The sequence below is a fragment of the Trebonia sp. genome (assembly GCF_030042015.1).
In the GTDB taxonomy this organism is placed as follows: domain Bacteria; phylum Actinomycetota; class Actinomycetes; order Streptosporangiales; family Streptosporangiaceae; genus Trebonia.
This window is the reverse complement of the sequence record NZ_JASIAL010000213.1, coordinates 1-22,969: the sequence shown is the minus strand read 5'-3', so window position 1 is coordinate 22,969 and position 22,969 is coordinate 1. Positions and strand designations below refer to the sequence as shown.

At 70.5% G+C, this 22,969-nt stretch carries 26 protein-coding genes; 12 read left to right on the top strand and 14 right to left on the bottom strand.

The window, feature by feature from the left end; genetic code table 11:
- Window positions 1-254 (top strand): peptidoglycan-binding domain-containing protein (locus Q1N79_RS11175; RefSeq protein ID WP_300607919.1); only part of this gene is annotated, 254 nt, incomplete at its 5' end.
- A 27-nt stretch (window positions 255-281) separates the two neighbouring features.
- On the opposite strand, the gene Q1N79_RS11170 is transcribed toward Q1N79_RS11175, so the two are convergent.
- From Q1N79_RS11170 to Q1N79_RS11155, 4 genes are all read right to left on the bottom strand, one after another.
- Complete coding sequence (locus Q1N79_RS11170; RefSeq protein WP_300607916.1) at window positions 282-1,106, bottom strand: MerR family transcriptional regulator; 825 nt, start codon at window positions 1,104-1,106, stop codon at window positions 282-284.
- Window positions 1,107-1,431: 325 nt separating this feature from the next.
- Window positions 1,432-2,199: a DUF1707 domain-containing protein gene (locus Q1N79_RS11165; RefSeq protein WP_300607914.1), complete on the bottom strand. Its 768-nt coding sequence runs from the start codon at window positions 2,197-2,199 to the stop codon at window positions 1,432-1,434.
- Window positions 2,200-2,334: 135 nt separating this feature from the next.
- Window positions 2,335-3,228 (bottom strand): Gfo/Idh/MocA family oxidoreductase, encoded by an 894-nt coding sequence (locus tag Q1N79_RS11160; protein WP_300607911.1) that lies wholly within the window; start codon window positions 3,226-3,228, stop codon window positions 2,335-2,337.
- A complete protein-coding gene (locus Q1N79_RS11155) occupies window positions 3,228-3,533 on the bottom strand; it encodes an EthD family reductase (RefSeq protein ID WP_300607909.1) in 306 nt (101 codons plus the stop codon). Before Q1N79_RS11155 ends, Q1N79_RS11160 begins: the two co-directional genes overlap by 1 nt.
- 46 nt (window positions 3,534-3,579) lie before the next feature.
- Here Q1N79_RS11155 and Q1N79_RS11150 point away from each other — a divergent pair, with 46 nt between their 5' ends.
- Window positions 3,580-4,182, top strand: a complete 603-nt coding sequence (locus Q1N79_RS11150; protein ID WP_300607906.1) for a nucleoside triphosphate pyrophosphatase — start codon at window positions 3,580-3,582, stop codon at window positions 4,180-4,182.
- Here Q1N79_RS11150 and Q1N79_RS11145 read toward each other — a convergent pair.
- The 3 genes from Q1N79_RS11145 to Q1N79_RS11135 form a co-directional block, all read right to left on the bottom strand.
- Window positions 4,161-4,820, bottom strand: a complete 660-nt coding sequence (locus tag Q1N79_RS11145) for an MSMEG_1061 family FMN-dependent PPOX-type flavoprotein (RefSeq protein ID WP_300607903.1) — start codon at window positions 4,818-4,820, stop codon at window positions 4,161-4,163. The two genes, Q1N79_RS11150 and Q1N79_RS11145, sit on opposite strands and share 22 nt — an antisense overlap.
- A gap of 10 nt (window positions 4,821-4,830) precedes the next feature.
- Window positions 4,831-5,760 (bottom strand): polyphosphate kinase 2, encoded by a 930-nt coding sequence (ppk2, locus tag Q1N79_RS11140; RefSeq protein WP_300607900.1) that lies wholly within the window; start codon window positions 5,758-5,760, stop codon window positions 4,831-4,833.
- A gap of 126 nt (window positions 5,761-5,886) precedes the next feature.
- Window positions 5,887-7,554 (bottom strand): amidohydrolase, encoded by a 1,668-nt coding sequence (locus Q1N79_RS11135; protein WP_300607897.1) that lies wholly within the window; start codon window positions 7,552-7,554, stop codon window positions 5,887-5,889.
- 73 nt (window positions 7,555-7,627) lie between these two features.
- Here Q1N79_RS11135 and rnhA point away from each other — a divergent pair, with 73 nt between their 5' ends.
- Window positions 7,628-8,086, top strand: a complete 459-nt coding sequence (gene rnhA / locus Q1N79_RS11130) for a ribonuclease HI (RefSeq protein ID WP_300607894.1) — start codon at window positions 7,628-7,630, stop codon at window positions 8,084-8,086.
- A 113-nt stretch (window positions 8,087-8,199) separates the two neighbouring features.
- Entirely contained in the window at window positions 8,200-8,985 is a 786-nt protein-coding gene (locus tag Q1N79_RS11125) for a DUF1614 domain-containing protein (protein ID WP_300607891.1), read from the top strand.
- Between the two features lie 14 nt (window positions 8,986-8,999).
- Here Q1N79_RS11125 and Q1N79_RS11120 read toward each other — a convergent pair whose 3' ends face one another.
- The gene (locus Q1N79_RS11120; RefSeq protein ID WP_300607888.1) at window positions 9,000-9,878 is read right to left on the bottom strand and encodes a LysM peptidoglycan-binding domain-containing protein; all 879 of its coding nucleotides are present in this window, start codon (window positions 9,876-9,878) and stop codon (window positions 9,000-9,002) included.
- Window positions 9,879-10,266: 388 nt separating this feature from the next.
- Between Q1N79_RS11120 and Q1N79_RS11115 the strand changes: the two genes are divergently transcribed.
- Window positions 10,267-10,743, top strand: coding sequence for a MaoC family dehydratase (locus Q1N79_RS11115; protein WP_300607885.1), 477 nt, complete (start codon window positions 10,267-10,269; stop codon window positions 10,741-10,743).
- Window positions 10,744-11,445: 702 nt separating this feature from the next.
- On the opposite strand, the gene Q1N79_RS11110 is transcribed toward Q1N79_RS11115, so the two are convergent.
- From Q1N79_RS11110 to Q1N79_RS11095, 4 genes are all read right to left on the bottom strand, one after another.
- On the bottom strand, window positions 11,446-12,006 hold the full coding sequence (locus tag Q1N79_RS11110; protein WP_300607882.1) for a hypothetical protein: 561 nt from the start codon (window positions 12,004-12,006) through the stop codon (window positions 11,446-11,448).
- Window positions 12,003-12,287, bottom strand: a complete 285-nt coding sequence (locus Q1N79_RS11105) for a DUF211 domain-containing protein (protein WP_300607879.1) — start codon at window positions 12,285-12,287, stop codon at window positions 12,003-12,005. The genes Q1N79_RS11110 and Q1N79_RS11105 overlap by 4 nt, the downstream gene beginning before the upstream one ends.
- A gap of 505 nt (window positions 12,288-12,792) precedes the next feature.
- On the bottom strand, window positions 12,793-13,956 hold the full coding sequence (locus Q1N79_RS11100; protein ID WP_300607876.1) for a flotillin family protein: 1,164 nt from the start codon (window positions 13,954-13,956) through the stop codon (window positions 12,793-12,795).
- Window positions 13,957-13,959: 3 nt separating this feature from the next.
- Window positions 13,960-14,229, bottom strand: a complete 270-nt coding sequence (locus Q1N79_RS11095) for a hypothetical protein (protein ID WP_300607873.1) — start codon at window positions 14,227-14,229, stop codon at window positions 13,960-13,962.
- Window positions 14,230-14,404: 175 nt separating this feature from the next.
- Between Q1N79_RS11095 and Q1N79_RS11090 the strand changes: the two genes are divergently transcribed.
- On the top strand, window positions 14,405-15,874 hold the full coding sequence (locus Q1N79_RS11090) for an MFS transporter (protein ID WP_300607870.1): 1,470 nt from the start codon (window positions 14,405-14,407) through the stop codon (window positions 15,872-15,874).
- On the opposite strand, the gene Q1N79_RS11085 is transcribed toward Q1N79_RS11090, so the two are convergent.
- Both Q1N79_RS11085 and Q1N79_RS11080 read right to left on the bottom strand, forming a co-directional pair.
- A complete protein-coding gene (locus Q1N79_RS11085) occupies window positions 15,855-16,391 on the bottom strand; it encodes a hypothetical protein (RefSeq protein ID WP_300607868.1) in 537 nt (178 codons plus the stop codon). The two genes, Q1N79_RS11090 and Q1N79_RS11085, sit on opposite strands and share 20 nt — an antisense overlap.
- Before the next feature lie 118 nt (window positions 16,392-16,509).
- Window positions 16,510-17,421 (bottom strand): peptidoglycan-binding protein, encoded by a 912-nt coding sequence (locus Q1N79_RS11080; protein WP_300607922.1) that lies wholly within the window; start codon window positions 17,419-17,421, stop codon window positions 16,510-16,512.
- A gap of 219 nt (window positions 17,422-17,640) precedes the next feature.
- On the opposite strand from Q1N79_RS11080, the gene Q1N79_RS11075 reads away from it, so the two are divergent.
- From Q1N79_RS11075 to Q1N79_RS11050, 6 genes are all read left to right on the top strand, one after another.
- Window positions 17,641-18,165, top strand: a complete 525-nt coding sequence (locus tag Q1N79_RS11075) for a carbonic anhydrase (protein WP_300607865.1) — start codon at window positions 17,641-17,643, stop codon at window positions 18,163-18,165.
- 113 nt (window positions 18,166-18,278) lie between these two features.
- Window positions 18,279-19,538: a glycosyltransferase gene (locus Q1N79_RS11070; RefSeq protein ID WP_300607862.1), complete on the top strand. Its 1,260-nt coding sequence runs from the start codon at window positions 18,279-18,281 to the stop codon at window positions 19,536-19,538.
- A 23-nt stretch (window positions 19,539-19,561) separates the two neighbouring features.
- Window positions 19,562-20,464, top strand: a complete 903-nt coding sequence (locus tag Q1N79_RS11065; protein WP_300607859.1) for a PhzF family phenazine biosynthesis protein — start codon at window positions 19,562-19,564, stop codon at window positions 20,462-20,464.
- A 90-nt stretch (window positions 20,465-20,554) separates the two neighbouring features.
- Complete coding sequence (locus Q1N79_RS11060) at window positions 20,555-21,640, top strand: S-(hydroxymethyl)mycothiol dehydrogenase (RefSeq protein ID WP_300607856.1); 1,086 nt, start codon at window positions 20,555-20,557, stop codon at window positions 21,638-21,640.
- A gap of 107 nt (window positions 21,641-21,747) precedes the next feature.
- Window positions 21,748-22,449, top strand: coding sequence for a hypothetical protein (locus Q1N79_RS11055; RefSeq protein ID WP_300607853.1), 702 nt, complete (start codon window positions 21,748-21,750; stop codon window positions 22,447-22,449).
- Window positions 22,450-22,485: 36 nt separating this feature from the next.
- On the top strand, window positions 22,486-22,969 hold a 484-nt coding region (locus tag Q1N79_RS11050; protein ID WP_300607850.1), incomplete at its 3' end, for an aminotransferase class IV.

Below are 22,969 nucleotides of genomic sequence, written 5' to 3'. Positions count from 1 at the left end.
CCGTGGACGGAAAGGTGGGGCCGCAGACCTGGACGCACCTGATCGTCGAGGTCCAGATCGGAAATAGCGGGCCTGCCGTAGCGGCGGTCCAGCACAACTTGAGGTTCGCCTACGGCTTCACGGCTCTCGCGGTCGACGGCATATTCGGCCCTAAGACGCAGGCGGCCGTCAAGGACTTCCAGGCGAGATTCAAGCTGGGCGTGGATGGCATCGTCGGACCGATCACCTGGAACACCCTGATCGTCCGCGAGTAGCGCGTCCGGCAGCCGGAAATCGCTGGTCTAAGCGGCTGCGCCGGTGCTGAAGATGGGCCAGCCGATCTCAGTCCGCCAGGCGTTTTCTTCCGGTGTGTCGCGTCGGCCCACGAGATAGTACTCGCGGATGGGACCGTCCACCCGCAGGGCATGGCTGGCCACGTAAGTGCCCAGCGCCCCGTAGGCCCGGTCCACATCGGCATGGGAGCCGGCGTGCGTGATGACCGCCAGCTCGGCGGCGGGCACGACGACAGGGGCGACCCGGCCCAGGCGCTGGACCTGGGTTGCGGTGGGCACGAAGATCGTGGCCTCCCCGCGTTCGGCGGAAAACAGCTCGCTGGCGTAGATGCCTCCTGCCGGGCCAGACGCGGAGACGCCGCGGGCATCGAGGGTGGCGTAAAGCTCGCCGAGCGCACCCAGATACCAGGCCAGCAGATCGCCGGTGCTGACGACGCCGGTGATGGCCGCCGCCGCCGTCGCGTCGACCCGGCGCTGGCTGACGGGCGCGACCGCGGACGGGTCGGCGAGCAGGTCCCGCAGTGACGCCACCGCGTCCTGCGTCCGGGCCAGGCCTTGCTCGAGGCTGGCCAGATGGGCGGAGATGAGCCGGTTACGGGCCCGCAGATCCGGAGCTTGCAGGACGGCGTGGATCTGGTTCAGGGGCATGTCCAGATCCCGGAAACGGCGGATCACCTGGGCCGCCGGGATCTGATCGACGGTATACCGCCGGTACCCGGTGTCCGGGTCGATGTCAGCCGGTTGCAGCAGCCTGATGCGGTGATAGTGGCGCAGTGTCTTGACGCTCAGGTGGGTGGCCCGGGAGAAGTCACCGATGGTCAGGGAGGCGGGCACCCGTCCGGCATGGACCCTCCCTCAAGGGGAGAGTCAAGGCCGGGGACTGCCATTGACCCTCCCGCCGGGGCAGCGGCCACAGTGGATATCGCTGGCCGCACCGGCCAGCCCGAACCGAGGAGAACCCAGCGATGAGCACCGAACTGCCGGCCGTCGTCGCCGAGCACATCGCCGCCGTCAACGCCCTTGACACCGAGCGGATCGTCGCCACGTCACCATGGACGTCCGCGAAGTCATAGCGTCCGCGACAACAAGATCGTCAGCCTGACCGTGATCTTCAACCAGCCATCCCCCTACCACCCCTAGGCGCTGTCGGCTGACCGCGTCACTGCAGTTCGTCGGGTCGGTTGGACTGCAGCCGCTCGTGCCTTGCCTGCAGCCGTTCGTGCTTGGCCTCCAGCCGTTCCCGCTTCTCCTCAAGCCGCGCCTCGAACCGCTCGCGCCTGGCTTCAAGCACCTGCTCGCGCTGGGACTTCCTTGACGGCTTGCGCTTGATCTCGACCCCGCCCATGAGGGCGACGCCGGTGACGATGATCTTCGGCCCGCCGGGCTTGCTCTCCCCGCTCGCGATGTGCTCGAAGGCGCCCATGATGCCGACGCCGGTCACGTGGACCAGGGCGTCCTCCGGGACGGTTATCTCGATGCCGCCCAAGATCGCCACCGCGTGGATGGTCACGGCGTGCTCGGCGAACCGGGCCTCCCGCAGGTCGATCTCCCCGCCGCCCAGGATCGCCACCGCCGAGAATTCCCCCGGCACCACCCAGTCGCCCTTGCGGGAGAAGCCGCCGAGGATCGAGACCGCGTTGTGAGAGGTCGGCTCGCCGCCGAACCGGCCGGTCCGGTCCGGGGCGCCAGCCGGCGCCGGCGCGGGAGCCGGAACCTGGCCGGCCCCCGCGGCAGGCAGGTCCCGGGTGACCGGCTCGAGCTCGGCGTAGGTCTTTGCCGCGTACACGGCATCGAGCCGCTCGTCCAGCTCCTCCATGGTCAGCCGCCCGTCCCCGGCGGCCTCGCGCAATATGTCGGCGACGCGCTCACGGTCGGCATCCGAGGCGCGCAGGTTCCCTGGGTCGGGGACGGCTGGCGGACTACTCATAACCATAGAGCCTAGGCGGGTCCGGCCATGTAGGTACAGTTCCGGCACGGACTCGCCACCCGGCGGCTCGCCAGCCCAGGGAAGCGGTCGTGCGCCGGGGCAGTCGCCACGGTCCGTTCGGGATAAATGAAAGGCTTAGCCGGCGTCGAGCTGTGCCTGGGCGGCGGCGAGCACCCGGACGACCTCGCGGCCGAACCGGACGTCACACGGGTGAGCGCACTGCCCGGCGAGAGCGGCCGCGGCGAGCTCACCGGCCGCGACCCGCAGCGCCGCCACCGGGTCGACCGGCGTGGCGGGCATGATCGAACGCCCGGCCGCACCCCAGACGAACAGGCTGTTCCCCGCGGCGGCCGGCGGCGCGCTCAGCGTCACCGTCGCGGTGCTGCTCGCGCCGCCGGCGTGCCGCAGGACCAGGTGCGCCGCGTCAAGAGCGCCGGGCACGGCGGTGACCGAGGTCACCGGGCCGAGGCAGGCCCACAGCAGGGACACCACGTGCGGGCCGAGGTCCCAAAGGCCGCCCTTCTCCCGCCGCCACGGCGTGTCGAACGGATTGCCCGGCTGCAGCGCCGAGCCGAGCCAGACCGCGACCCCGCCCGACCAGCCGCCGCCTGACCAGCCGCCGCGGGCACGGGAGTCGGTGAGCCAGGCGCGGACTTCGGTGTTGAAGCGGAGCGTGAAGAACACCACCGACGCCACCCCGGCCGAGTCGACGGCGGCCGCCAGCCGGTCCGCGTCGGCAACCGACAGCGCGATCGGCTTTTCGAGCAGCAGGTGCCTGCCCGCCCGCGCCGCCTGGACGGCGAGCGGCGCCTGCACGTGCGGCGGCACCGCGAACGCGACCGCGTCCACCGCGTCGACCAGCGCGCCGAAGGACCCGCACGTGATCGCGCCGTGCTCGGCGGCCAGGGACCGCGCCGCGCGGGCATCGCGTGCCCACACCGCGGCGAGCGTGCTTCCCGGCGTCGTGGCGAGCGCGGGCGCGTGCGTGGTCCGAGCCCAGTAACCGGCGCCGGCCAGCCCGAACCGCATCAAGCCTCGGCGACCTCGTAGGTCATGAGCGACGAGCCGCCGGTCGCGAACTTCGGCACGTCGGCTGCGGTTTCGCGGCCGGCCGGCGAGCCGAAGGCCGCCCGCACCGCCTCCGGCGACGCGAAGTCGAGCTCGGCGATCAGGTAGTACTTCGCGTCCCCCCCGAGCGCGGCGAGATTCCTGCTGACCGTGTACCGCAGCAGCCCGGGAAGCTGCCTGGCCAGCGGGATGTGGATCTCGTTGTAGTACCGGTCGAAGGCCTCGGGGTCCGCCGGCGTGTTGTACAGCACCAGCACGCGCACCATGGCACCGATGCTACGGCTCCGCGCGGTGACGCGTAAGGTCTGACCCGTGCGTGTCGTTCTCGCCTCGGCCTCCCCCGCCAGGCTCGCCGTGCTGCGCGCGGGCGGCCTCGATCCGCAGGTCATCGTCAGCGGCGTCGACGAGGACGCCTACACGGCCGCCACGACACCGGAGCTTGTCGGCCTGCTCGCCGCGGCGAAGGCGGGCGCGGTCGCCGAGGGCCTCGACGACGGCGTCGTGATCGGCTGCGACTCGATGCTCGACCTCGACGGCCGCGCTTACGGCAAGCCCGCCGGCACGGCCGAGGCCATCGCGCTGTGGCGCCACATGTCGGGCAGGGAGGGCACGCTGTTCACCGGGCACTGCGTGATCGACGCCGCCTCCGGGCGCAGCGCGCAGGCGGTGGCGGCGACGACGGTCCGCTTCGGCACCCCGACGGACGATGAGATCCAGGCGTACGCCGCCACCGGGGAGCCGTTGATCATGGCGGGCGGGTTCACGATCGAGGGCCTCGGCGGCTGGTTCGTCGACTCGATCGACGGCGACCACACCAACGTGATCGGGGTATCGCTGCCGCTGCTGCGCAGGCTGCTCGCCGACCTGGGCGTGAGCATCCCGGCGCTGTGGGGTCAGTACAGCAGCGTCGAGTAGTGCTCGGGCGCGTAGTGCGCCTCGAGCTCCTCCAGCGTCTCCGGGGTGTCCTGCACGGCCTTGCACAGCGCGGCCACCGACGGCAGCGCGTCGGGCGCGGGCCAGGACGACGGCTGCCACAGCCCGGACCGCAGGAACGCCTTCGCGCAGTGGAAGAAGACCTCGTCGATGTCCACGACGATCGCGAGCACCGGCCGGCGCCCGCGCACGGCCAGCTCGTCGAAGAACGGCGCGTCCCGCACCAGCCTGGCCCGGCCGTTGACCCGCAGCGTGTCCCCCCGGCCGGGGATCAGCGAGATGATCCCGACGCGGGGATTGCCGAGCAGGTTGCGGTAGCCGTCGGCGCGCTTGTTGCCCGGCCGTTCCGGGATCGCGACCGACGCCGGCGAGAGCACGTGAAAGAGCTGCCCGGCGGGGTCGCCCTTGGGGGAGGCGTCGCAGTTCCCTGCCGCGTCGCACGTCGCGATCACGCAGAACGGCGACGCGCGCAGCCACTCGGCCTGCCGCGGGTGCAGCGTGGCGCGGACCTTGGTGGCCGCCCGCCGCTCGGGGAGCCCGCCGAGCGCCGCGCGCAGCTCGTCCTCGGAGGTGATCTCGGTCAGCGTGCCGCCGGTCACGGCGGTTTCCGCCACGCTCATCCCGCTTCCCTCACAGCCTCGTGAACGATGCGATCGACGCCCGCTCGGAAAGCAGCGACGGCGGGCCGATAATCTTCTCGTCAGGCTTGCCCACGATTTCCGGGTCCTTCCCGTCGTAATCGAATTTCTCCAGAATGTGCCGCATGGCCTCGAGCCTGGCGCGCTTCTTGTCGTTGCTCTTCACCACCGTCCACGGCGCGTCGCCCGTGTCCGTGTAGAAGAACATCGCCTCTTTCGCCTCGGTGTAGTCGTTCCACTTGTCGAGCGACTCGATGTCCATCGGGCTGAGCTTCCACTGCCGCACCGGGTCCACCTGCCTGATGACGAACCGGGTGCGCTGTTCGGTGCGCGTCACCGAGAACCAGAATTTCGTCAGCGCAAGCCCCGAATGCACCAGCATCCGCTCGAATTCCGGCGCCTCGCGCATGAACTCCAGGTACTCCCCGGGCGTGCAGAAGCCCATCACCTTCTCGACGCCGGCCCTGTTGTACCAGGACCGGTCGAACAGCACGATTTCCCCTGCGGACGGCAGGTGCGACACGTACCGCTGGAAATACCACTCGGTCCGTTCCCTTTCCGTGGGCTTTTCAAGCGCGACAACGCGCGCGCCGCGCGGGTTCAGGTGCTCGGTGAAGCGCTTTATCGTCCCGCCTTTCCCGGCCGCGTCCCGCCCCTCGAACACGATGATGATCCGCTGCCCGGTGTCCTTGACCCAGTTCTGCAGCTTGACAAGCTCGATCTGCAGCAGCCTTTTCCCCCGCTCGTACTCCTCGCGCGGCATCCGCTCGCCGTACGGGTAGTCCTCACGCCACGTGTCCACCTGGCGCCCGTCCGGCCACAGCAGGACCGGGTCGTCGTCGTCGGTGTCCTCCACGGTCAGCCCGGCGAGAATGGCGAGGTCTGCCGGGTCTTCCGAGCCCGGCGACGGCAGCGAGTTCATCACGGTACTAGCACAACACATTAATTCAGCCAGGTCACCGCTGGGGGACGCGAGTTCACGCGCGGGTCGGGGCCCGGTCCTCCTCCCGTTATCCCGAACGATCCCGGCCGCTGCGCCGGCCACCGCCTACTCCTCGCCGTGCACGACCTGGCCGCCGGCGATCGTCAGCGCGACCGATGTGCCGCCGATGTCGCCGGGCGGGATCGTGTACAGGTCCTGGTCGAGCACCGCCACGTCGGCGCGCATGCCGGGGCTTAGCGTGCCCGCCGCGTCCTCTTCGTGGTTGACGTACGCGACCCCTTTCGTGAAAGCCTCGACCGCCGCGTCCACGGTGATCGCCTCGGCGGGCAGCAGCGGCCGCCTGGTCTCCCGGGTTTTCCCCCCTGGCTGATAGAGCACGCGGTTGACCGCGACGTGCATCTGCTGCAGCGGGTCGGCGCTGGAGACCGGCCAGTCGCTGCCGAACGCGATCCGCCCGCCGCGCCGCAGGACCGCGCCGATCCGGTACAGCCAGGCGGCGCGTTCGGCGCCGACGAAGGGCACGGTCAGCGCCGCGACCTGCTCGTCCTCGCACGCCCACAGCGGCTGGAAGTTGGCCACCACGCCGAGCCGCGCGAACCGGCCCAGGTCAGGCGGGCTGATGAACTGCAGGTGGGCGATGTGGTGCCTGCCGCTTTCGCGCTGCGCGGCAGGCAGCTGGGCGAGGGTGTCGAGCGCGACCGTGATCGCGCGGTCCCCGATCGCGTGGAAGTGCAGCTGGAAGCCGAGGCGGGACAGCCGCCCGGCGGCCTCCTTGAGTTCCTCCTGGTCGATGAACAGGCGTCCGGCGTGGCCGCCCGGGTGGTCGTGGCCGCGGCCGTCCAGGTAGGGGGCGCCCATCGCGGCGGTGAACGTCTCGCACACCCCGTCAAGCATCAGCTTGACCGTGGTGGCGCGGAATCCGCCGCCGCCGCCGGCTGCCTCCCTGCGCGCTTGCAGGTCCGGCAGCTGGCGCAGGCCGCGGGCGCGGTCCCACCACAGCGCCCCGGTGACCCGGCAGGTCAGCAGCTTGTCGGCGGCGGCCCGCCGGTAGGTGTCGAACGCGTCGGGCATGCCGAGCTCGCCGGCCTCGCCGACGCAGGCGTCCTGGACGCTCGTGATGCCAAGCTCGTGCAGGTGCCGTTGCGCGGCCAGCAGCGCCGCGGTGAGCTCGCCGGGGCCCGGCGCCGGGACGCAGCAGGCGACCAGCCGCATCGCGCCGTCGTGCAGCGCGCCGGCGGGGACCCCGGCGGGGCCGCGCTCGATCCGCCCGTCGGCGGGATCGGGCGTGCGCGCGGTGATCCCGGCCGCGGTCAGCGCCGCGGTGTTCACCCAGGCGCTGTGGTGATCGCTGTTGGGCAGGAACGCGGGCCGCCCGCCGGTCACCGTGTCGAGATCGGCGGCGGCCGGGATGCCGCAGGGGAAGCCCGACATCGGCCAGCCGCCGCCGAGCACCCAGGCACCCGGCGGCAGCGTCGCGCTGTAGGCGGCGATCGCGTCCAGGCACGCCTGCCTGCTCCGCAGGCCGGCCAGGTTGCAGCGCAGGCCTTCGAGCCCGGCCTGCACCGGGTGCACGTGCGCGTCGCCGAACGCGGGGACCGCCAGCCGGCCGCGCAGGTTCACCACCCGGGTACGGGGCCCGGCGTGCTCGCGGATCTGGTCGTCGCGACCCAGCGCGAGGATCACGCCGCCGCCGATAGCGGCGGCCTGGACGAAGCCGGACGGATGTGCTGGCGTGCGGATCTTCCCGCAGGAAAGGACGAGTTCCGCTGTCACGGGAGTCGATCGTACCGGCGCGGGTCCGGCCGGCCTGCCGCCATGGTGCGGCGGCGGCGATAGCCTGTGCGGCATGGGCGAGGCCGTGATCTACACCGACGGTGCCTGCAGCGGCAACCCGGGCCCTGGCGGGTGGGGCGTCGTGCTGCGGTACGGGAACGCGGAGAAGGAGCTGCACGGCGGCGACCAGCTGACCACGAACAACCGGATGGAGCTCATGGCCGCCATCCAGGCGCTCGAGGCGCTGACCAGGCCGGTGCCGGTCAGGCTGTACACCGACAGCAGGTACCTGCTCGACGGGGTCACCAAGTGGGTGCCTGGCTGGCAGCGCAACGGCTGGAAGACCGCCAACCGGCAGCCGGTCAAGAACGTTGACCTGTGGCAGCGGCTCGTCGCCGCGATGGCACCGCACCAGATCGCCTGGCAGTGGGTGAAAGGCCACAACGGCGATCCGGGCAACGAGCGCGCCGACGAACTCGCCCGGCTGGGCATCTCCGAGGCGGTCGGCGCCGCGGCTGGCTCGGGAGGATAGCCGCTGTTCCGCGTTCGCTGCCGTCGTTCGCTTCCGCCGCCTTCGCCGCCTTCGCCGCGAAACACGGCATAACTCGATTTGGCCGGCCGTTATCACAGCGGGAGGCGACTGCCATGTTCGGTGCGGCAGGATACGACGGGTACGCCAGCCGCCTGGGCCGGCGGCGCGCGCGGTTCGGGCTGGCTGCCCGCGGGCGGTACGGGCGTGACAGGGACGGGCGCGGGCTGGTGTACTGGCCGCTGGCGGCCCCGTTCCTCGCGGCGGGGTTCATCGCCGTGCTGCTGCTGATCGCGTTCGTGCAGATCGGCATCTTCAGCTACGCCCTCGACCGGCTCGGCATCGACCCGGAGCAGGCCATGCTCGTGCTGCTTGTGAGCCTGGCCGGCAGCGTGGTCAACATCCCGGTGGCGCGGCTGCGGGGAAGCGTGACACAGCTGCGGCAGATGATCACCGTGTTCGGAATGCGGTACGTGATCCCGGTCGTTCGGAGCAGCAAGATCACCGTCGCGGTCAACGTCGGCGGCGCGGTCGTGCCTGCGGCGCTGTCGGCGTACCTGATCGCGCACGACAGGCTCGGCTGGCTCGCGCTCGCCGCGGTGGTCATCGTCGCGCTGCTCACGCACGCGGTCGCCCGCCCGGTGCGTGGCCTGGGCATCGCGGTGCCCGCGCTGCTGCCCGGCGTCTTCGCCGCCGCGGTCGCGATCATGCTGCACCCGGCTGCGGTGGCCGGGCTCGCGTACGTCGGCGGCACGCTCGGCACGCTGGCCGGCGCCGACCTGCTGAACATGCACAAGGTCCGCCGGCTCGGCGCGCCCGTGGTGTCGATCGGCGGCGCCGGCACCTTCGACGGGGTCTTCATCACCGGCATCGTCGCGGTCCTGCTCGCCGCGATCTTCTAAAGAGGCGCGGGGTGTCAGCACCGGCCGGCGTACGCGCCGGTGTTGTAGGTGGTCCACGGGGACCAGTTGGTGCCGTCAGCGGAGATCTGCACCGCGGCCTTGGCGTTACCGAGCGGGTCGAACGTGGCGAGCGAGCCCCAGTAGGTGGCGTTGATCTGCCAGTAGCCGTAGTCGTCGGTCGGGCTGAGCGCGTACTGCTGGCCGCCGGACTCGGCCATCGCGATCTCGGCCGCGATGAACGCGTCCGCGTGGTTGCCGCCAGCCTCCTCCCACAGCTCCTCCAGCCCCGAGCAGCCGAGCGTGCCGCTCAGCTTGGTGGTCACCGCATCGGTGGTGGTGGCGCCGCCGTGGTGTGAGCGGGGCTTGACCCGGGGGGCGGTCTTGGCGTGCCGCGGCGTGTAGCTGCCCTGCCCGTGAGCAGGAATGAGCAGGGTCTCGCCCGGATAGATCAGGTTCGGATTCGAGACCGTCTTCTCGTTCTCGTGGTAGATCCACTCCCAGTCGCCGGCGTTGTGGTAAAACCGCTCGGCGATGCCCGACAGCGTGTCGCCCGCCCTGACTTTGTAAGAGGTGTTCCTGGCGGCCTTCTCCGCCGCGGCGTGCCGGGTTTTCGCCACGCTGCCGGCGATGCTGCTACGCACCGTGAGCGAATCCAGCGTCGCCGCCGCCGGCCCGTGAGCTGCCGTCGGCTGCCTGGCTTCCGCCACCGCGACGTGCGACGGCGCGGCGAGCTCGTGCCGCACCTGCGGAGTCGCGACGAGCGCCCCGGCGATGGCCACCGCCGGGGCTGCCCGGCCGGCCTTCTCCGCTACCTTCCCGACCTGCGAGGGTGTCGTGTGCCGGCCCCTGCGCCGGATCTTCACCGGCCGGCGAACACCGCGTCCTGCGCTCATCGTCTCCCTTACGTCGCTTCCTCGCCCGGCCTACGCGGCTGCGGCAGCCTCTCGGCGGGCCGGTACTTTCGGCAGCCCGTATCCGTCTGGTTTCGGACAGTTCGTATGACTTTGTGCCGACCGGGCCATCGCTGGAAGCATTGCAGAGAGTGACGGGCCTCCGCAGGCAAATCGAGTTTTTCTCGTGATCTTCCTGTAATCAAATCCAATGAAAATACTCTTCGCATTCATAATGTTGCAATGAGTTGTCAAAACTGGTCGCACTCACGCATAGCCGCCGCCCCGAATCGCGATGGATCGCCGCCTCGAGGTAATCGCGAAAGCGGGCGAACCACTGGCCGCGGAGGCCGATAGTGACGATGGCGGACGGGTTGGGATACTGGCGAGCGTGACTGACCTTCCCGAGCACGCGCCCAGGTACTTCGAGGACTACGTTCCCGGGCTCACGGTTGACTGCGGCGCCTTCTCGATCACCGAGGCGGAAATCATCGCCTTCGCCAAGGAGTACGACCCGCAGCCGTTCCACATCGACCCGTTGGCAGCGGCCGCCGGGCCTTTCGGCGGGCTCATCGCGAGCGGCTGGCAGACGACGAGCATGATGATGCGGCTGCTCGTCGAGCACTTCGTCAGCCCGGAGTCCGGCCTGGGGGCGGCGGGCGTGGACGAGATCCGCTGGCCGAAGCCCGTGCGCCCCGGCGACACCCTGCACGTACGCGCCACAGTCCTGGAAGCCCGCCGCTCGAGCAGCAAGCCCGACCGCGGAATCGTCCGCTCGCTAGCCGAGGTGACCAACCAGCACGGCGACACCGTGATGCGCGTGACCGCGATCAACTTCGTCCGCCTCCGCAACCACCCCGCCGCGTGACACAAAGACCCGCAGCTACCGATGCGGCAAGTGCGCCGTTAGGCGCAGCCGGGGGGTCCGGGGGGTCGCCCCCGGACTAGCCGTGGCAAGTGCGCCGTCAAGGCGCAGCCGGGGGCTTGCCCGTCGGCAGGCCAGGACCGTCACCCGGGCGCGGGTTTGCCGCCAGCGCCGGCTGGCAGACGGTTTCGTTTCTCCTCCTCCTCCTCCTGGCTCGGGACCGGCGGCTCAACTGCCGCGAAAAGGGCGGTGCATGCCGGGGAGGGGTTGTCATGCGGGAAGGCTGTGCCGTCCTGCAGGCGACGCTTGTCGAGTTCGGCGGCGCGGCGGGCAGCCTCGGCGGTGAGGGACCTGCCGGCCGCCGTCCGTCGGTATGATATGTCCGTTATGCCGGAATCCCCGGAACCGGACATTCCGGACAGAGCGATTAACGGGGAGGAAAAGACCGGTCAGGGGTGGCCTTTTCTTTCCCGTTATCCCGGCCGGTGCGTGCAAGGCCAGCGGGAGGGGCTGGCGTGACGGACGGGAATGGACCGAGACGGAGGCGATCCGTGACAAGGGCCCGCAGACTCGTCGGCGAGGCGGACGGTCACCCGGACACTGGTTTCGGCGTGCTTGCGGTGTTCTTCTGTGGCCTATGCCATCCGCGTGCCGGCCCTGCATGCGTTAGCGTCCTTGCTGCCTGTAGGGATCCGTTACCTGACATCACGCGATATTGAGCACCGCACCAACTCCAGTGAGGATGATCCCGGCTGCGGCCAGTGCCACCGCCCACAGCCCCGGATTCCCGCCGAGCCTGTGGCCGATTACCAGGCCGAGGAACGTCAGCATGCCAACCGCCAGGGCCACGGGAAGCCACCGGTATCCGGGGAATGCGACCGCGATACCCAGCGGGAGAAGGGCGCCGCAAAAACTGGCCAGACTGGCCTGAACTGCGTCGGCCAGCGCGTCCCGGCGGGCAGCCCGGCCCAGCCTGGTGGTGGCCAGCGCGCCTCGTTCGAGCAGGTTCAGCTGCCTGCCGGCCCGGATCAGGCCCGTCCGCAGGTCCGCGTACCTCGCGACGAAGATGGCGAACACTGCGGTCACCAGCGAGAACGAGGCGACCCGGAGGGCCAGTCCCAGGCCGACGCCGCTGCCGCCGGCGAGGATTGAGTGCGCGGTCAGGCCCAGCGCGTTGGTGATCCCATCCAGCAGGCCCAGGACGACCGGCAGCACGCTGAGGCTGAGGCGCCGCCTGGCCCGCCGCCGAGACAGCGGGCGGCTCATCGCTTCCGCGCTATGCGCTCCACCAGCCGCTCTCCAGCCGCAAGCTCGTCGACGCTGTGCACGACCGCGCCGGTAGATTCGATGGCACGGAAAAGCGCATCGAGATCGATGTTGTCTCCCTCGACGGTAATGTCCATCCCGACCGTCTGCACATCGATTTCGGTGACGGTAATGTTCAGCCCGGCTACGCCCGGGGCGGCATCGATCGCGTGGGCGATGTCGATGATCTCGGGCCGCTGGATCGCCTTGTCCACGTCGAGGAGCACCCTGCGGATGTTCATCCCTTCTCCCTGCCTCCGGTGGAGAATCAAACCAGCCAGACCTACCGGCCGTCTGACGGGTGACCGATTGACCCCTGCCCTTGGCCGATCATCTCACTGGCTTGCCCGGCGGTTCGGCGGCGCCACCGAGGAAGACCTACTGCCAGCGGATCTACCCGACGCCCTCCCGCTCAGGCCCCGCAGCGACGGCAGAACCCGGACCGGGACGATGGTCCCCCGTGACCGGCTGGGAACTGGCCGTAGCAAGTCGCGCTTATCGAGCCCAGCGCTGTGCGGGAACCGGGGCCCCGTAGCAATTAAGACAACGCGCTAGGGGTGGTTGTCCTGCGGTGATGCGGTTGATATGGGAACGTCCTCCTGGCGCGGTAGTACGGGCTTGGTGTCCGATGTGCGAGTGCTGGCCCGCAAGACGGTGCGTGATGATCGCCCGGCTGGCGGTCGAGCTGCATTGCTATGTCCAGGAGGAGCCGCGCAGCCGGGGGGCCCGGGGGGTCGCCCCCCGGATTTAAGCCGGCCCCTTGCCGTTGCCCGTGGTGTCGTTGGCGGTGGCGTCATTGCCGATGGCGGCGGGACCGGCGCCGGGCGCAGCCGGCGCGCCGACGCCGTGGCGGACCGACTCCAGGATCGTCAGGCCCTGGCTGACCAGCCCGGCGGCTATCTCGCCGAGGCCATCGGCGCCATTGAGGATGCTGACGTTGGCGCCCGCCAGCCCGGAGGCCGCCTCCTTGACGATCTGCGGCAGCTGCGCGATCAGCAGCTGATCCAGTGCCACCCGGTTGTTGGACGCGGCGGCCTCCGCGGCGATCCGGGTCCGTTCCGCGTCGGCTATCGCGAGGATCTTCACCTTCTCCGCCTCGGCCTGCGCAGGCTTGATCACCTCGGAGACGAGCTGCTGCTGGCGCAGCTCGGCCTGGTGCTGTGCCAGCTCAGCCTGGGCGGCGATGACCGCTCGCTGCGCCTCGGCCTGCGCGAGCGGGCCGGACTGGGCGGCCTCGGCCTGCGCCTTGTCGATCTCGGCCTTGTACTGCGCCTGTACGACCGCGGTCTGCCTGGCGAACTCGGCCTGCTTGCGGATCGACGCCTGCTGGGCCTCGGCCGCCGCCTGATCGGCCTGCGCCTGGGCGATCTTGGCCTGCCGCTGGATGGCCGCGTTGTTCGGCGCGGCCATCGCCGCGATGTACCCCGCGCCCATGTCATCGATCGACTGGATCTGCAGCGAGTCCACGCTCAGCCCCAGGTTGGCCATCTCCTCTTTCGACCCGTCGAGCACCTCGGTGGCCAGCTTCTGCCGTTCGGTGACGATCTCCTCGACGGTCATCGAGCCGATGATCGACCGCAGGTGGCCGGCGAAGATCCGGCCGGTCAGCACCGACATCTGGTCCTGGTCGGACAGGAACCGCTGCCCGGCGTTGACGATTGACTCGGGGTCGTTGCCCACCTTGAACGCGATCACCGCGCGGACGTTCAGCGAGATGCCCTGCCGCGTCACGCAGGTCTCGGAGACCTCAGATTCCTGCATGGCCAGCGTCAGGTACCGGACCTTGCGGAACAGCGGCATCACGAACGTGCCGTGGCCGGTGACGACCCGGAACGGCGCATCCTTCAGCCCATGGCGACCGCCGGAAACGAGCATCGCCTCGTCCGGTGCGGGAACTCGGTAGCCCAACATGTTTCACTCTCCTGAGCGACGAACTTCGTTAGAATCGGGGATTGTGGGGGCCTCACCGAGGGGGTCGGCCCACTCCATGACGTCGACCGCCCGCCGACCGCGGAAGTCGATGATGAGGACTATGGCGCCCTTCGGGAGCGGGGTCTCCGACCAGGCCAGAAAGCGCTCGGAGCCACCGCGGTACTTGATCCGCACCTCGCCGGGGCCAGCCGCGCCGCGGGTGGCGATGGTGAGCACGCCGACGGCTCCGATGGTGGAATCGTCGCGCTCCACAGGCTGTCACCCCCCGTCATGGGAATGCCGAAAAGACAGCCTAGTCTCGTATGGAGCAAAATCCACCGTTCGTTAGGCTGAGTAAGTGGCTCTACCGCGGATACTCCGGTCTGCCGGCGACCCTGAAGCCGGGAGCGGCGGACCGCCGCGGACCGGGCTGGCGATGATCGTGATCATGGCTGGCGTGCTGATGACGGCCATCGACACCACGATCGTGGTCCTCGCCCTTCCCGAGATAGAGCGCAGCCTGCACGTCGCGCTGTCCGCCGTGGTCTGGGTGATCATCAGCTTCCTGCTCGTCATTACGCTGCTGGCCACGCAGGTCGGGCGGCTTGGCGACATGTTCGGCCGGGTGCGGATGTACGAGTCAGGCTTCGCCGTGTTCGTCGTGGGATCGCTGCTGTGCGCGCTGGCGTGGGACGAGGCGTCGATCATCGCGTTCCGGGTCGTGCAGGGGATCGGCGGCGCGCTGATCATGGCCAACAGCGGCGCGGTGATCGCCGATCTGTACCCGCGGGAGCGCCGCGGCCGCGCCTACGGGCTCACGGCGGTCGGCTGGACGGTCGGGGCCGTCATCGGCGTGGTGCTCGGCGGCCTGATCGTCACCTACATCTCGTGGCGGTGGATTTTCTGGATCAACGTGCCCCCTGGTGTGCTGGCGATCGCCGCCGCGCTGCGCGTGCTGCGCGACCACGGGGACCGCGTCCGCCGGCGGCTTGACCTGCCCGGCATGATCACCCTCGGGCTCGGGCTGTTCGGCGTGCTCTGGGCGATGACCAAGCTCGCGAACGAGCCGCTGGACGCCTCGACGGTCGGGTTCCTCGTCGCCGGCGTCCTCCTGATCGTGGTGTTCGTGCTCATCGAGACCCGCGCGGCCGAGCCGATGCTGCCGCTGTCCCTGTTCCGGGTGCCGACGATGGCCGCGTCGCTGCTTGCCGCGCTGTTCCAGGGACTGGCCAACTTCGCGGTGCTATTCCTGCTGCTGATGTACCTGCAGGGGCCGCGCGGGCTGTCGCCGATCCACGCCTCGCTGCTGCTGGTGCCCGGCTACGTGGCGGGCGCCGCCGTCGGCCCGCCGGCCGGCTGGCTGGCCGACCGTCGCGGCCCGGTGCTGCCCGCGACGCTCGGCCTCGCCATCCAGGTGGCGGTCCTGCTCTGCTACGCGCAGCTCACGCTGTCCACGCCCCTGTGGCTGATCGTCCTCATCAGCCTGGTGAACGGGATCGGGACCAGCTGCTTCTTCCCGGCGAACAGCGCCGCGGTGATGAAGGCGGCGCCACCGGACATGTTCGGCATCGCGTCCGGGATCCTGCGCACGTTCTCGAACATCGGCATGGTGTTCTCGTTCGCCGTGGCGATCCTCGTCGCATCGCGGTCGATCTCCCGGGGGCTCGCGTTCGCGATCTTCGTGGGCACCGCCCGGCTGCACGGGCAGCTTGCCGACGCGTTCACCACCGGCCTGCACGCGGCGTTCTACGCCTTCGTCAGCTTCATGGCGATCGCCGCGGTGCTGTCCGGCTTGCGCGCCCGCGGCATTCGCCGGCCGGGCAAACCGTTAGCGCGCGGCCCGGTCGAAGCCAGCCCCTCCCCAGCCGGCCATAGGCCGCGGTCAGCCGGCCGGCGAATTAGAGCCAGCCGGTCCTGATGCTGCTGGCAGGGTCGGCGGGTGCGACGCCAAGTTCGCCGGAGCGGACCTTGTCCAGCAGCAGGCCGGCCACGCCCACGATCGCGGGCGCGATATTACGCAGGTCTTGCGCGTCGCTCGGGCCTGCCACGTCCGCGGGCACCTCGGCGCGCACGAGCACCGCGGGCAGGTCAGCCAGCTGCCCGCCCAGCCAGCCGAGCGGGTCAGCCGACAGCTCCCTGACGAACACGCGCCGCCCGGGGTTCCAGCCGGTGAACTTCGGGTGGTGATGGGTCCGGTTGAAGCTGCCGGGCGTGCCGTCCACCGATTCGAGCAAGTCGACTCGCCAGATCGGCTGGCCCACCTCGATCGGCGTGGCGGAGTAGATGGTGCCCTTCAGTTCGCCCCGGTCGAAGACGCGCAGCTCGACCCGCACCCCGTGCTCGGGACCCTCCTGTCCCCGGCCCGGGTTCGGGTCAAGGAAGTAGAGGTCACCGACGACGACGCCGACTCGCTCGAACACGAAGGCCTGGAGCATGAAACCACCTACCGGTCGGGTGCAGTGCGCAGGGCGCGCTCGGGCGCCCTTTTCCCACTATCTCCCGGCTGGCAGCGCAGCGTCCAGCCGGCGGCGCGCGGGCTGGACCGCTACCCGCCTACCCGTCGCCCTGGGTCCAGGTCGTCCACTGGTTGTAGATCCAGACCTCGGTGCCCACGCCCGGTGTCTCGCTGATCGTCAGGTCCTGGTAGAACCACGAGGCGATGTCGTACGGGATCCGGACGCAGCCGTGGGAGACCGGCTCGACCGGTACGTCGGCGTTGTATTCGCCGTGGATCGCGTATCCGTCGTAGTTGAAGAACGTCGGGTTGTACATCGCCCCGAGCGGTCCCTGGTCCCAGCCAGGGACGAAGTAGAGCGCGTTGAACTCGCCGGTTGGGGTCTCGGCGTAGTTGTCGCAGGTCCCGCCTGAGCAGAAGTAGTAGTGGCCGCCCGTCGACACATGGCTGACCAGCGCGATCTTGTGGTCCTTAAAGAAGACCAGCACGCCCAGCCCCAGGTCGATTTCGACCCTGGTCCCGGCCTGCCCCGGGTACTTCGCCTGGTAGGTGCGGGGATGCACGAGGGCCTTCTTCGTCGCCGGGCCGACCACGCCATTCACGGAAAGGCGGTTGACCTCCTGGAACGCCCAGACCGCTTCCAGGGTGTCGCTGCCGAATATGCCGTCGATCGGCCCTGGGTAGTACTTCAGCGTCAAGAGCCGTTCCTGCAGCGCCTTGACGTCGGTGCCGCTCATGCCCTCGCGAAGGTCGCGCTTCGGCGGGGTGTAGGCCGGGGCAGCGGTAGCGGGCCTGGCGGCGGGCGGCGCAGCGGACGCGGAACGCGCGGCGGCTGCGGGCTTGGTGACGGCGACGGGCTTGACGGGAGCCGCGGGCTTGGTGGCAGCCGCCGACGCGGCACTCGGGAGGGTACTGCATGCAACGATCGCGGTCGCCGCCGCAGCAAATGCGCCGAGCATCGCGAGCCTTGCGCGCGCCCGCAGCTTGCCGCCTGTCCGCACACCACCCATGACGCTCACGCCTTTCTTCATTTCTTCAACTAATTATCTCAACCTGGGGACGCTTCAACCAGATCTGTGGTTGCTGCGGGACGGTAACGAAACGGTGATGCACGGCGCCCCTGCCAGACGCTTGCCGTCGCAAACGCGGCCGCCCTGCCGCACCCGCCGCTGCGACGCGTGTTGCCTATATCGGGAATATCATGAAATGCCCTATATTAGCGAGCGTGAATGAAATGGTGGCTCGCGGGCGCGAGCGGTGACGGCATGAGCGTGCACGACGAACTGCTCGCCAGGAACGCCCGCTACGCCGCGACCTTTCCCGGTCCGCTGCCGCACCGCCCCACGGCCGGCCTGGCCGTGATCGCCTGCATGGATGCCAGGCTCAACGTGTACGGCGCGCTCGGGCTCACCGAGGGCGAGGCGCACGTCATCCGCAACGCCGGCGGCGTGGTCACCGACGACGCGATCCGCTCGCTGGCGATCAGCCAGCGACTGCTCGCCACCACTGGGATCGTGCTCATCCACCACACCCGTTGCGGAATGCTCACGTTCACCGACGATCAGTTCAAGGCGGCCATCGAAGCCGACACCGGGATCCGGCCGCCCTGGGCGGCCGAGGCGTTCGCCAGCCTGGACGGGGACGTCCGGCAGTCGATCGCCAGGATCAAGGCCAGCCCTTTCGTCCCGCACACGGACCAGATCCGCGGCTTCGTGTTCGACGTGGACACCGGCCTGCTCCGCGAGGTCAGCTAGCCCGGCGACATGAGTTGGCGGTGGGGCTCCCGCCGCCAACCCTATCGGTGGCGTGGGCCTCGCCGCCAAGGCCGGGCGCCAGCCGGCCGGCGCTTGTGTGCCAAGCTGCCTGTGTGCTCGGACTCGCGATCGCATCCGCCGCCGCCGCCGTGGCCTGGGTGTTCCTGCTGGCGGCGCACGGGGGGTACTGGCTGACCAGCCAGCGGCTGCCAGCCGCGGTAAGCCCGGAACGCTGGCCGGGCGTGGTCGCGGTCGTGCCTGCAAGGAACGAGGCGGACATGCTGCCGGTGACGCTTCCCGCGCTGCTGGCGCAGGATTACCCAGGGGAGTTCCTGGTCATTCTGGTGGACGACCGGAGCGAGGACGGCACGGGGGAGATCGCGGCCGGACTCGGCGCCAAGTCCGCGCGAGAAGCCCGAGAAGCGCGAGGAGCGCGAGGAGCGCGAGGAGGCGCCGCGCCGCTGACCGTCGTGGCCGGCCAGCCCCGGCCAGCCGGCTGGGCGGGCAAGGTGTGGGCGATGGCGCAAGGGGTGGCGGCCAGCGCGCCGGACGCGGACGCCAGCCGCGCAGCGGCCGAACCTTCGCCGTACCTGCTGTTCACCGACGCGGATATCGACTGGGCGCCGGGCGCGCTGCGTGAGCTAGTCGCGGCCGCCGAGAGCGATAACCGGGCGGTCGTCTCGCAGATGGCGCTGCTGCGCGCGCACACGGCGTGGGAACGCCTGATCGTGCCCGCCTTCGTCTACTTTTTCGCCCAGCTTTACCCGTTCAGGAAGGTCAATCACCAGCGCAGCCGGACGGCCGCGGCGGCCGGCGGCTGCATGCTGGTCAGGAGGGACGCCCTGGACAAAGCCGGCGGCCTCGAGCGGATCCGCGGCGCGCTCATCGACGACGTGGCGCTCGCCACGCTGCTCAAGCGCGACGGCGGCCGGTGCTGGCTTGGCCTGACCGCGCAGGTGCAGAGCGCCCGCCCCTACCCGCGCCTCGCCAGCCTGTGGCACATGATCGCCCGGTCCGCGTATACCCAGCTCAGGTACTCCCCGCTGCTGCTCGCCGGGACGATCGCCGGCCTGCTCCTGCTGTACGCCGTGCCGCCCGCCGGGGCCATCGCGTGGCTGGCCGCGGCCGCCGGCGGCGAAGGCCCGGGCACGAGAATCCCGGCACTGCTCGCCGGCGCGGCCGGCCTGTCCGGCTGGGCGCTGATGACCGTCAGCTACCTGCCGATGCTGCGCTTCTACCGGCTCTGCCCGCTGCGCGCCCCCATGCTGCCGCTGATCGCCATGTTCTACGCGGCGATGACCGCCGACTCGGCGCGGCGGCACTACTCCGGCCGGGCGGTGTCCTGGCGCGGTCGGGCCGCCGGGCGCGCCTGAACGATCGGGGTACGCTCGCAACCGTGCGAGTTCCTCAGACCTCCCTGTGGGCCGGCGAGCCGGCCGACGGCGGGCCGCTGGTCCGCCGCTTCCTCGTCGCGAACGTGTTCACCGGCACCCCGCTAGAAGGCAACCAGCTTGGCATCTTCCCGGACGGGCGCGGCCTGGACGCCGACCTGATGCTCAAGACCACCCGCGAGATGAACTTCGCGGAGACGGTCTTCTTCCTTCCCCCTGACCATGAAGATGCCGACGCTCACGTCCGCATCTTCACGCCGGGGGCCGAACTGCCGTTCGCCGGGCACCCCACGCTCGGCTCGGCCTGGGTGCTCGTCGAGATGCTCGGCAAGCACACGGTGACGCTCCAGCTCGGCGTTGGCCTGGTACCGGTGGAACTGGAGCGGGACGGCGACGCGATCACGTTCGGCCGGATGTCGCAGCCGATCCCGGCCTGGGGCGCCTATGACCACACGGCCGAGCTGCTCGACGCGCTGGGCACGACGGGCAAACCGGACGGCCTGCCGGTCGAGTGGTACCGCAACGGCCCGCTGAACGTCTACGTGGAGATCGACGGGGAGGAGGCGCTCGCCGGGCTGCGGCCGGACATGCAAAAGCTCGCCAGGCTCCCGGTGAACGCCAGTTGCTACACGCAGACTCCCGGCGGCTGGACCACCCGGATGTTCGCGCCCGCCCTCGGCGTTCCCGAAGACCCGGCGACCGGGTCGGCCGCCGGCCCGCTGGCGCTGCACCTCGCCCGGCACGGCAGGATCAGGTTCGGCGAGGAAATCGAGATCCGCCAGGGCGCGCAGATCCACCGCCCGTCGGTCCTGTACGCACGCGCGGACGGGACGGACAATGCGGTCGAGCGGGTGCTCGTGGGCGGCCAGGCCGTGGTCGTTGCGCACGGCGAATACCGGCTGGCCTGAGCACCGGGACCTGCGGCGCGAAGCAGCGGACCGTTCGGAATCTGATCGGGCGGGGACCACCCCCGGACCCGCGGAAAGGAAAGGACCTGCATGACGATCAGCGTTCACGGCGTGGTGGCGCGCGGAAAGGGCGAGCCGGTCAGCGTCACAGAGGTGCTTGTGCCTGATCCAGGACCGGGCGAGGCGCTCGTGCGGGTGCAGGCCTGCGGCGTCTGTCACACCGACCTGCACTACAAGATGGGCGGCATCGGCGAGGACTTCCCGTACCTGCTCGGGCACGAGGCGGCCGGTGTCGTCGAGGCGGTCGGCGACGACGTCACCGACGTGGCGCCCGGCGACTTCGTGATCCTCAACTGGCGCGCCGTCTGCGGGCAGTGCCGCGCCTGCACGCGCGGCCGGCCCTGGTACTGCTTCGCCACGCACAACGCCAAGCAGAAGATGACGCTGGCCGACGGTACGCCGCTGTCCCCGGCGCTGGGCATCGGCGCGTTCGCCGAGCGGACGCTGGTCGCGTCCGGCCAGTGCACCAAGGTCAACCCGGCGATCGCGCCGGCCACCGCGGGGCTGCTCGGCTGCGGCGTGATGGCCGGAATTGGCGCCGCCATCAACACGGGCGGCGTCACCCGGGGCGACACGGTCGCGGTCATCGGCTGCGGCGGGGTCGGCGACGGGGCCGTGCTCGGCGCCCGGCTGGCCGGCGCGAAGACGATCATCGCGGTGGATGTGGACGACCAGAAGCTGCAGTGGGCGCGCGAGTTCGGCGCGACCCACGCGATCAACTCGCGCACCGCCGATCCGGTCGAGGGCATCAAGGAGCTCACCGGCGGATTCGGCGCGGACGTGGTGATCGAGGCCATCGGGCGGCCGGAGACCTACACGCAGGCGTTCTTCGCCCGCGACCTGGCCGGCGTGGTCGTGCTCGTCGGCGTGCCGACGCCGGAGATGCGGCTGGAGCTGCCGCTGCTTGAGGTGTTCGGCCGGGGTGGGGCGCTGAAGTCATCCTGGTACGGGGACTGCCTGCCGAGCCGCGACTTCCCGATGCTGGTCGACCTGCACCTGCAGGGCCGGCTGCCGCTTGAGAAGTTCGTGTCAGAGACGATCTCGCTCGGCGACGTCGAGGCGGCGTTCGCGAAGATGGAGCACGGCGAGGTGCTGCGCAGCGTGGTGGTCTTCTGACCGGCGCCGCTCACCGGGACCCGCGGGCCGGCCACGGGGACCCGCGGGCCGGCCACGGGGACCCGGGCACCGGAGGCCCGGGCGATGGCGCTGTCACCCGCATCGCGATGTGGTCAGGGCCGCGGACCCTGTCCACGGCGCTGCTGCGGGCCTGGGAGAACCGCCCGGACACGGTCGTCGTTGACGAGCCGCTGTACGCCTTTTACCTGGCGGCCACGGGCCTTGACCACCCAGGCAGGGACGAGGTGATCGCCAGCCAGCCGGCCGACTGGCGCACCGTGCTGCGCGCCCTGGCCCGCGACCCGCTGCCGCCTGGCGCCTCCATCTATTACCAGAAGCACATGACGCACCACCTCCTGCCGTCGGTAGACCGGTCCGCGCTGGCGCCGCTGCGGCACGCGTTCCTGATCAGGGACCCGCGCTGGCTGCTCGCCTCCTACGCCCTGGTCCGCGCCGCGCCGGCGCTCGACGACCTGGGCCTGCGCCAGCAGGCGGAGATCTTCGAAGGGTTCGGCGGCCCGGTGATCGACTCCGCCGACCTGCTGGCCGCGCCGGAAGCGGCGCTGCGCGCCCTGTGCGCCGCGCTTGGCGTCCCGTTCATCGCCGCGATGCTCTCCTGGCCGCCTGGCCCGCGCGACAGCGACGGCGTATGGGCGCCGTACTGGTACGACAGCGTGCGCAGGTCGACCGGCTTCGTCCCGGTGGCGGCCGCTGCCGAGCCCCCCGCGCTCCCGCCCGCGCTGCACCCGCTACTGGAGCAGTGCCTGCCCTACTACGAGAGAATTCGAAAATATAAGCTCAATTTTTAGCCCGAACGGACCGGGCCGGCTCTGAGGAGTAACCGCATGCTGCAGAAGTTCGACGAACGCAACCGCGACCTGATCGTCAGCGTCGGCGGCACGCTCGCGCACCGCGACCAGGCGGGCGTGAGCCCGTTCGATTCGGCGGTCCAGGGCGGGGACGCGGTGTGGGAGGGGCTGCGGCTCACCAACGGCCGGATCTTCGCGCTCGGCGAGCACCTGGCCAGGCTGCGCCGCTCCGCGCACGCGCTGGCGTTCACGTCGGTACCGGACGACGCGCGGATCACCGGGGAAATCCGCCGGACGCTCGCGGCGAACGCGATGCGGGACGGCGTCCACATCAGGCTGACGCTGACCCGCGGGGTCAAGATCACCTCGGGCATGGACCCCCGCCTGAACACCTCGGGCCCGACGCTGATCGTCCTCGCCGAGTTCAAGGACCCCGTGTACGACCTGGCTGGCATCACGCTGATCACCGCGAGCGTCCGCCGCCCCGCGCCGGACTGCCTGGACCCGAAGATCCACCACA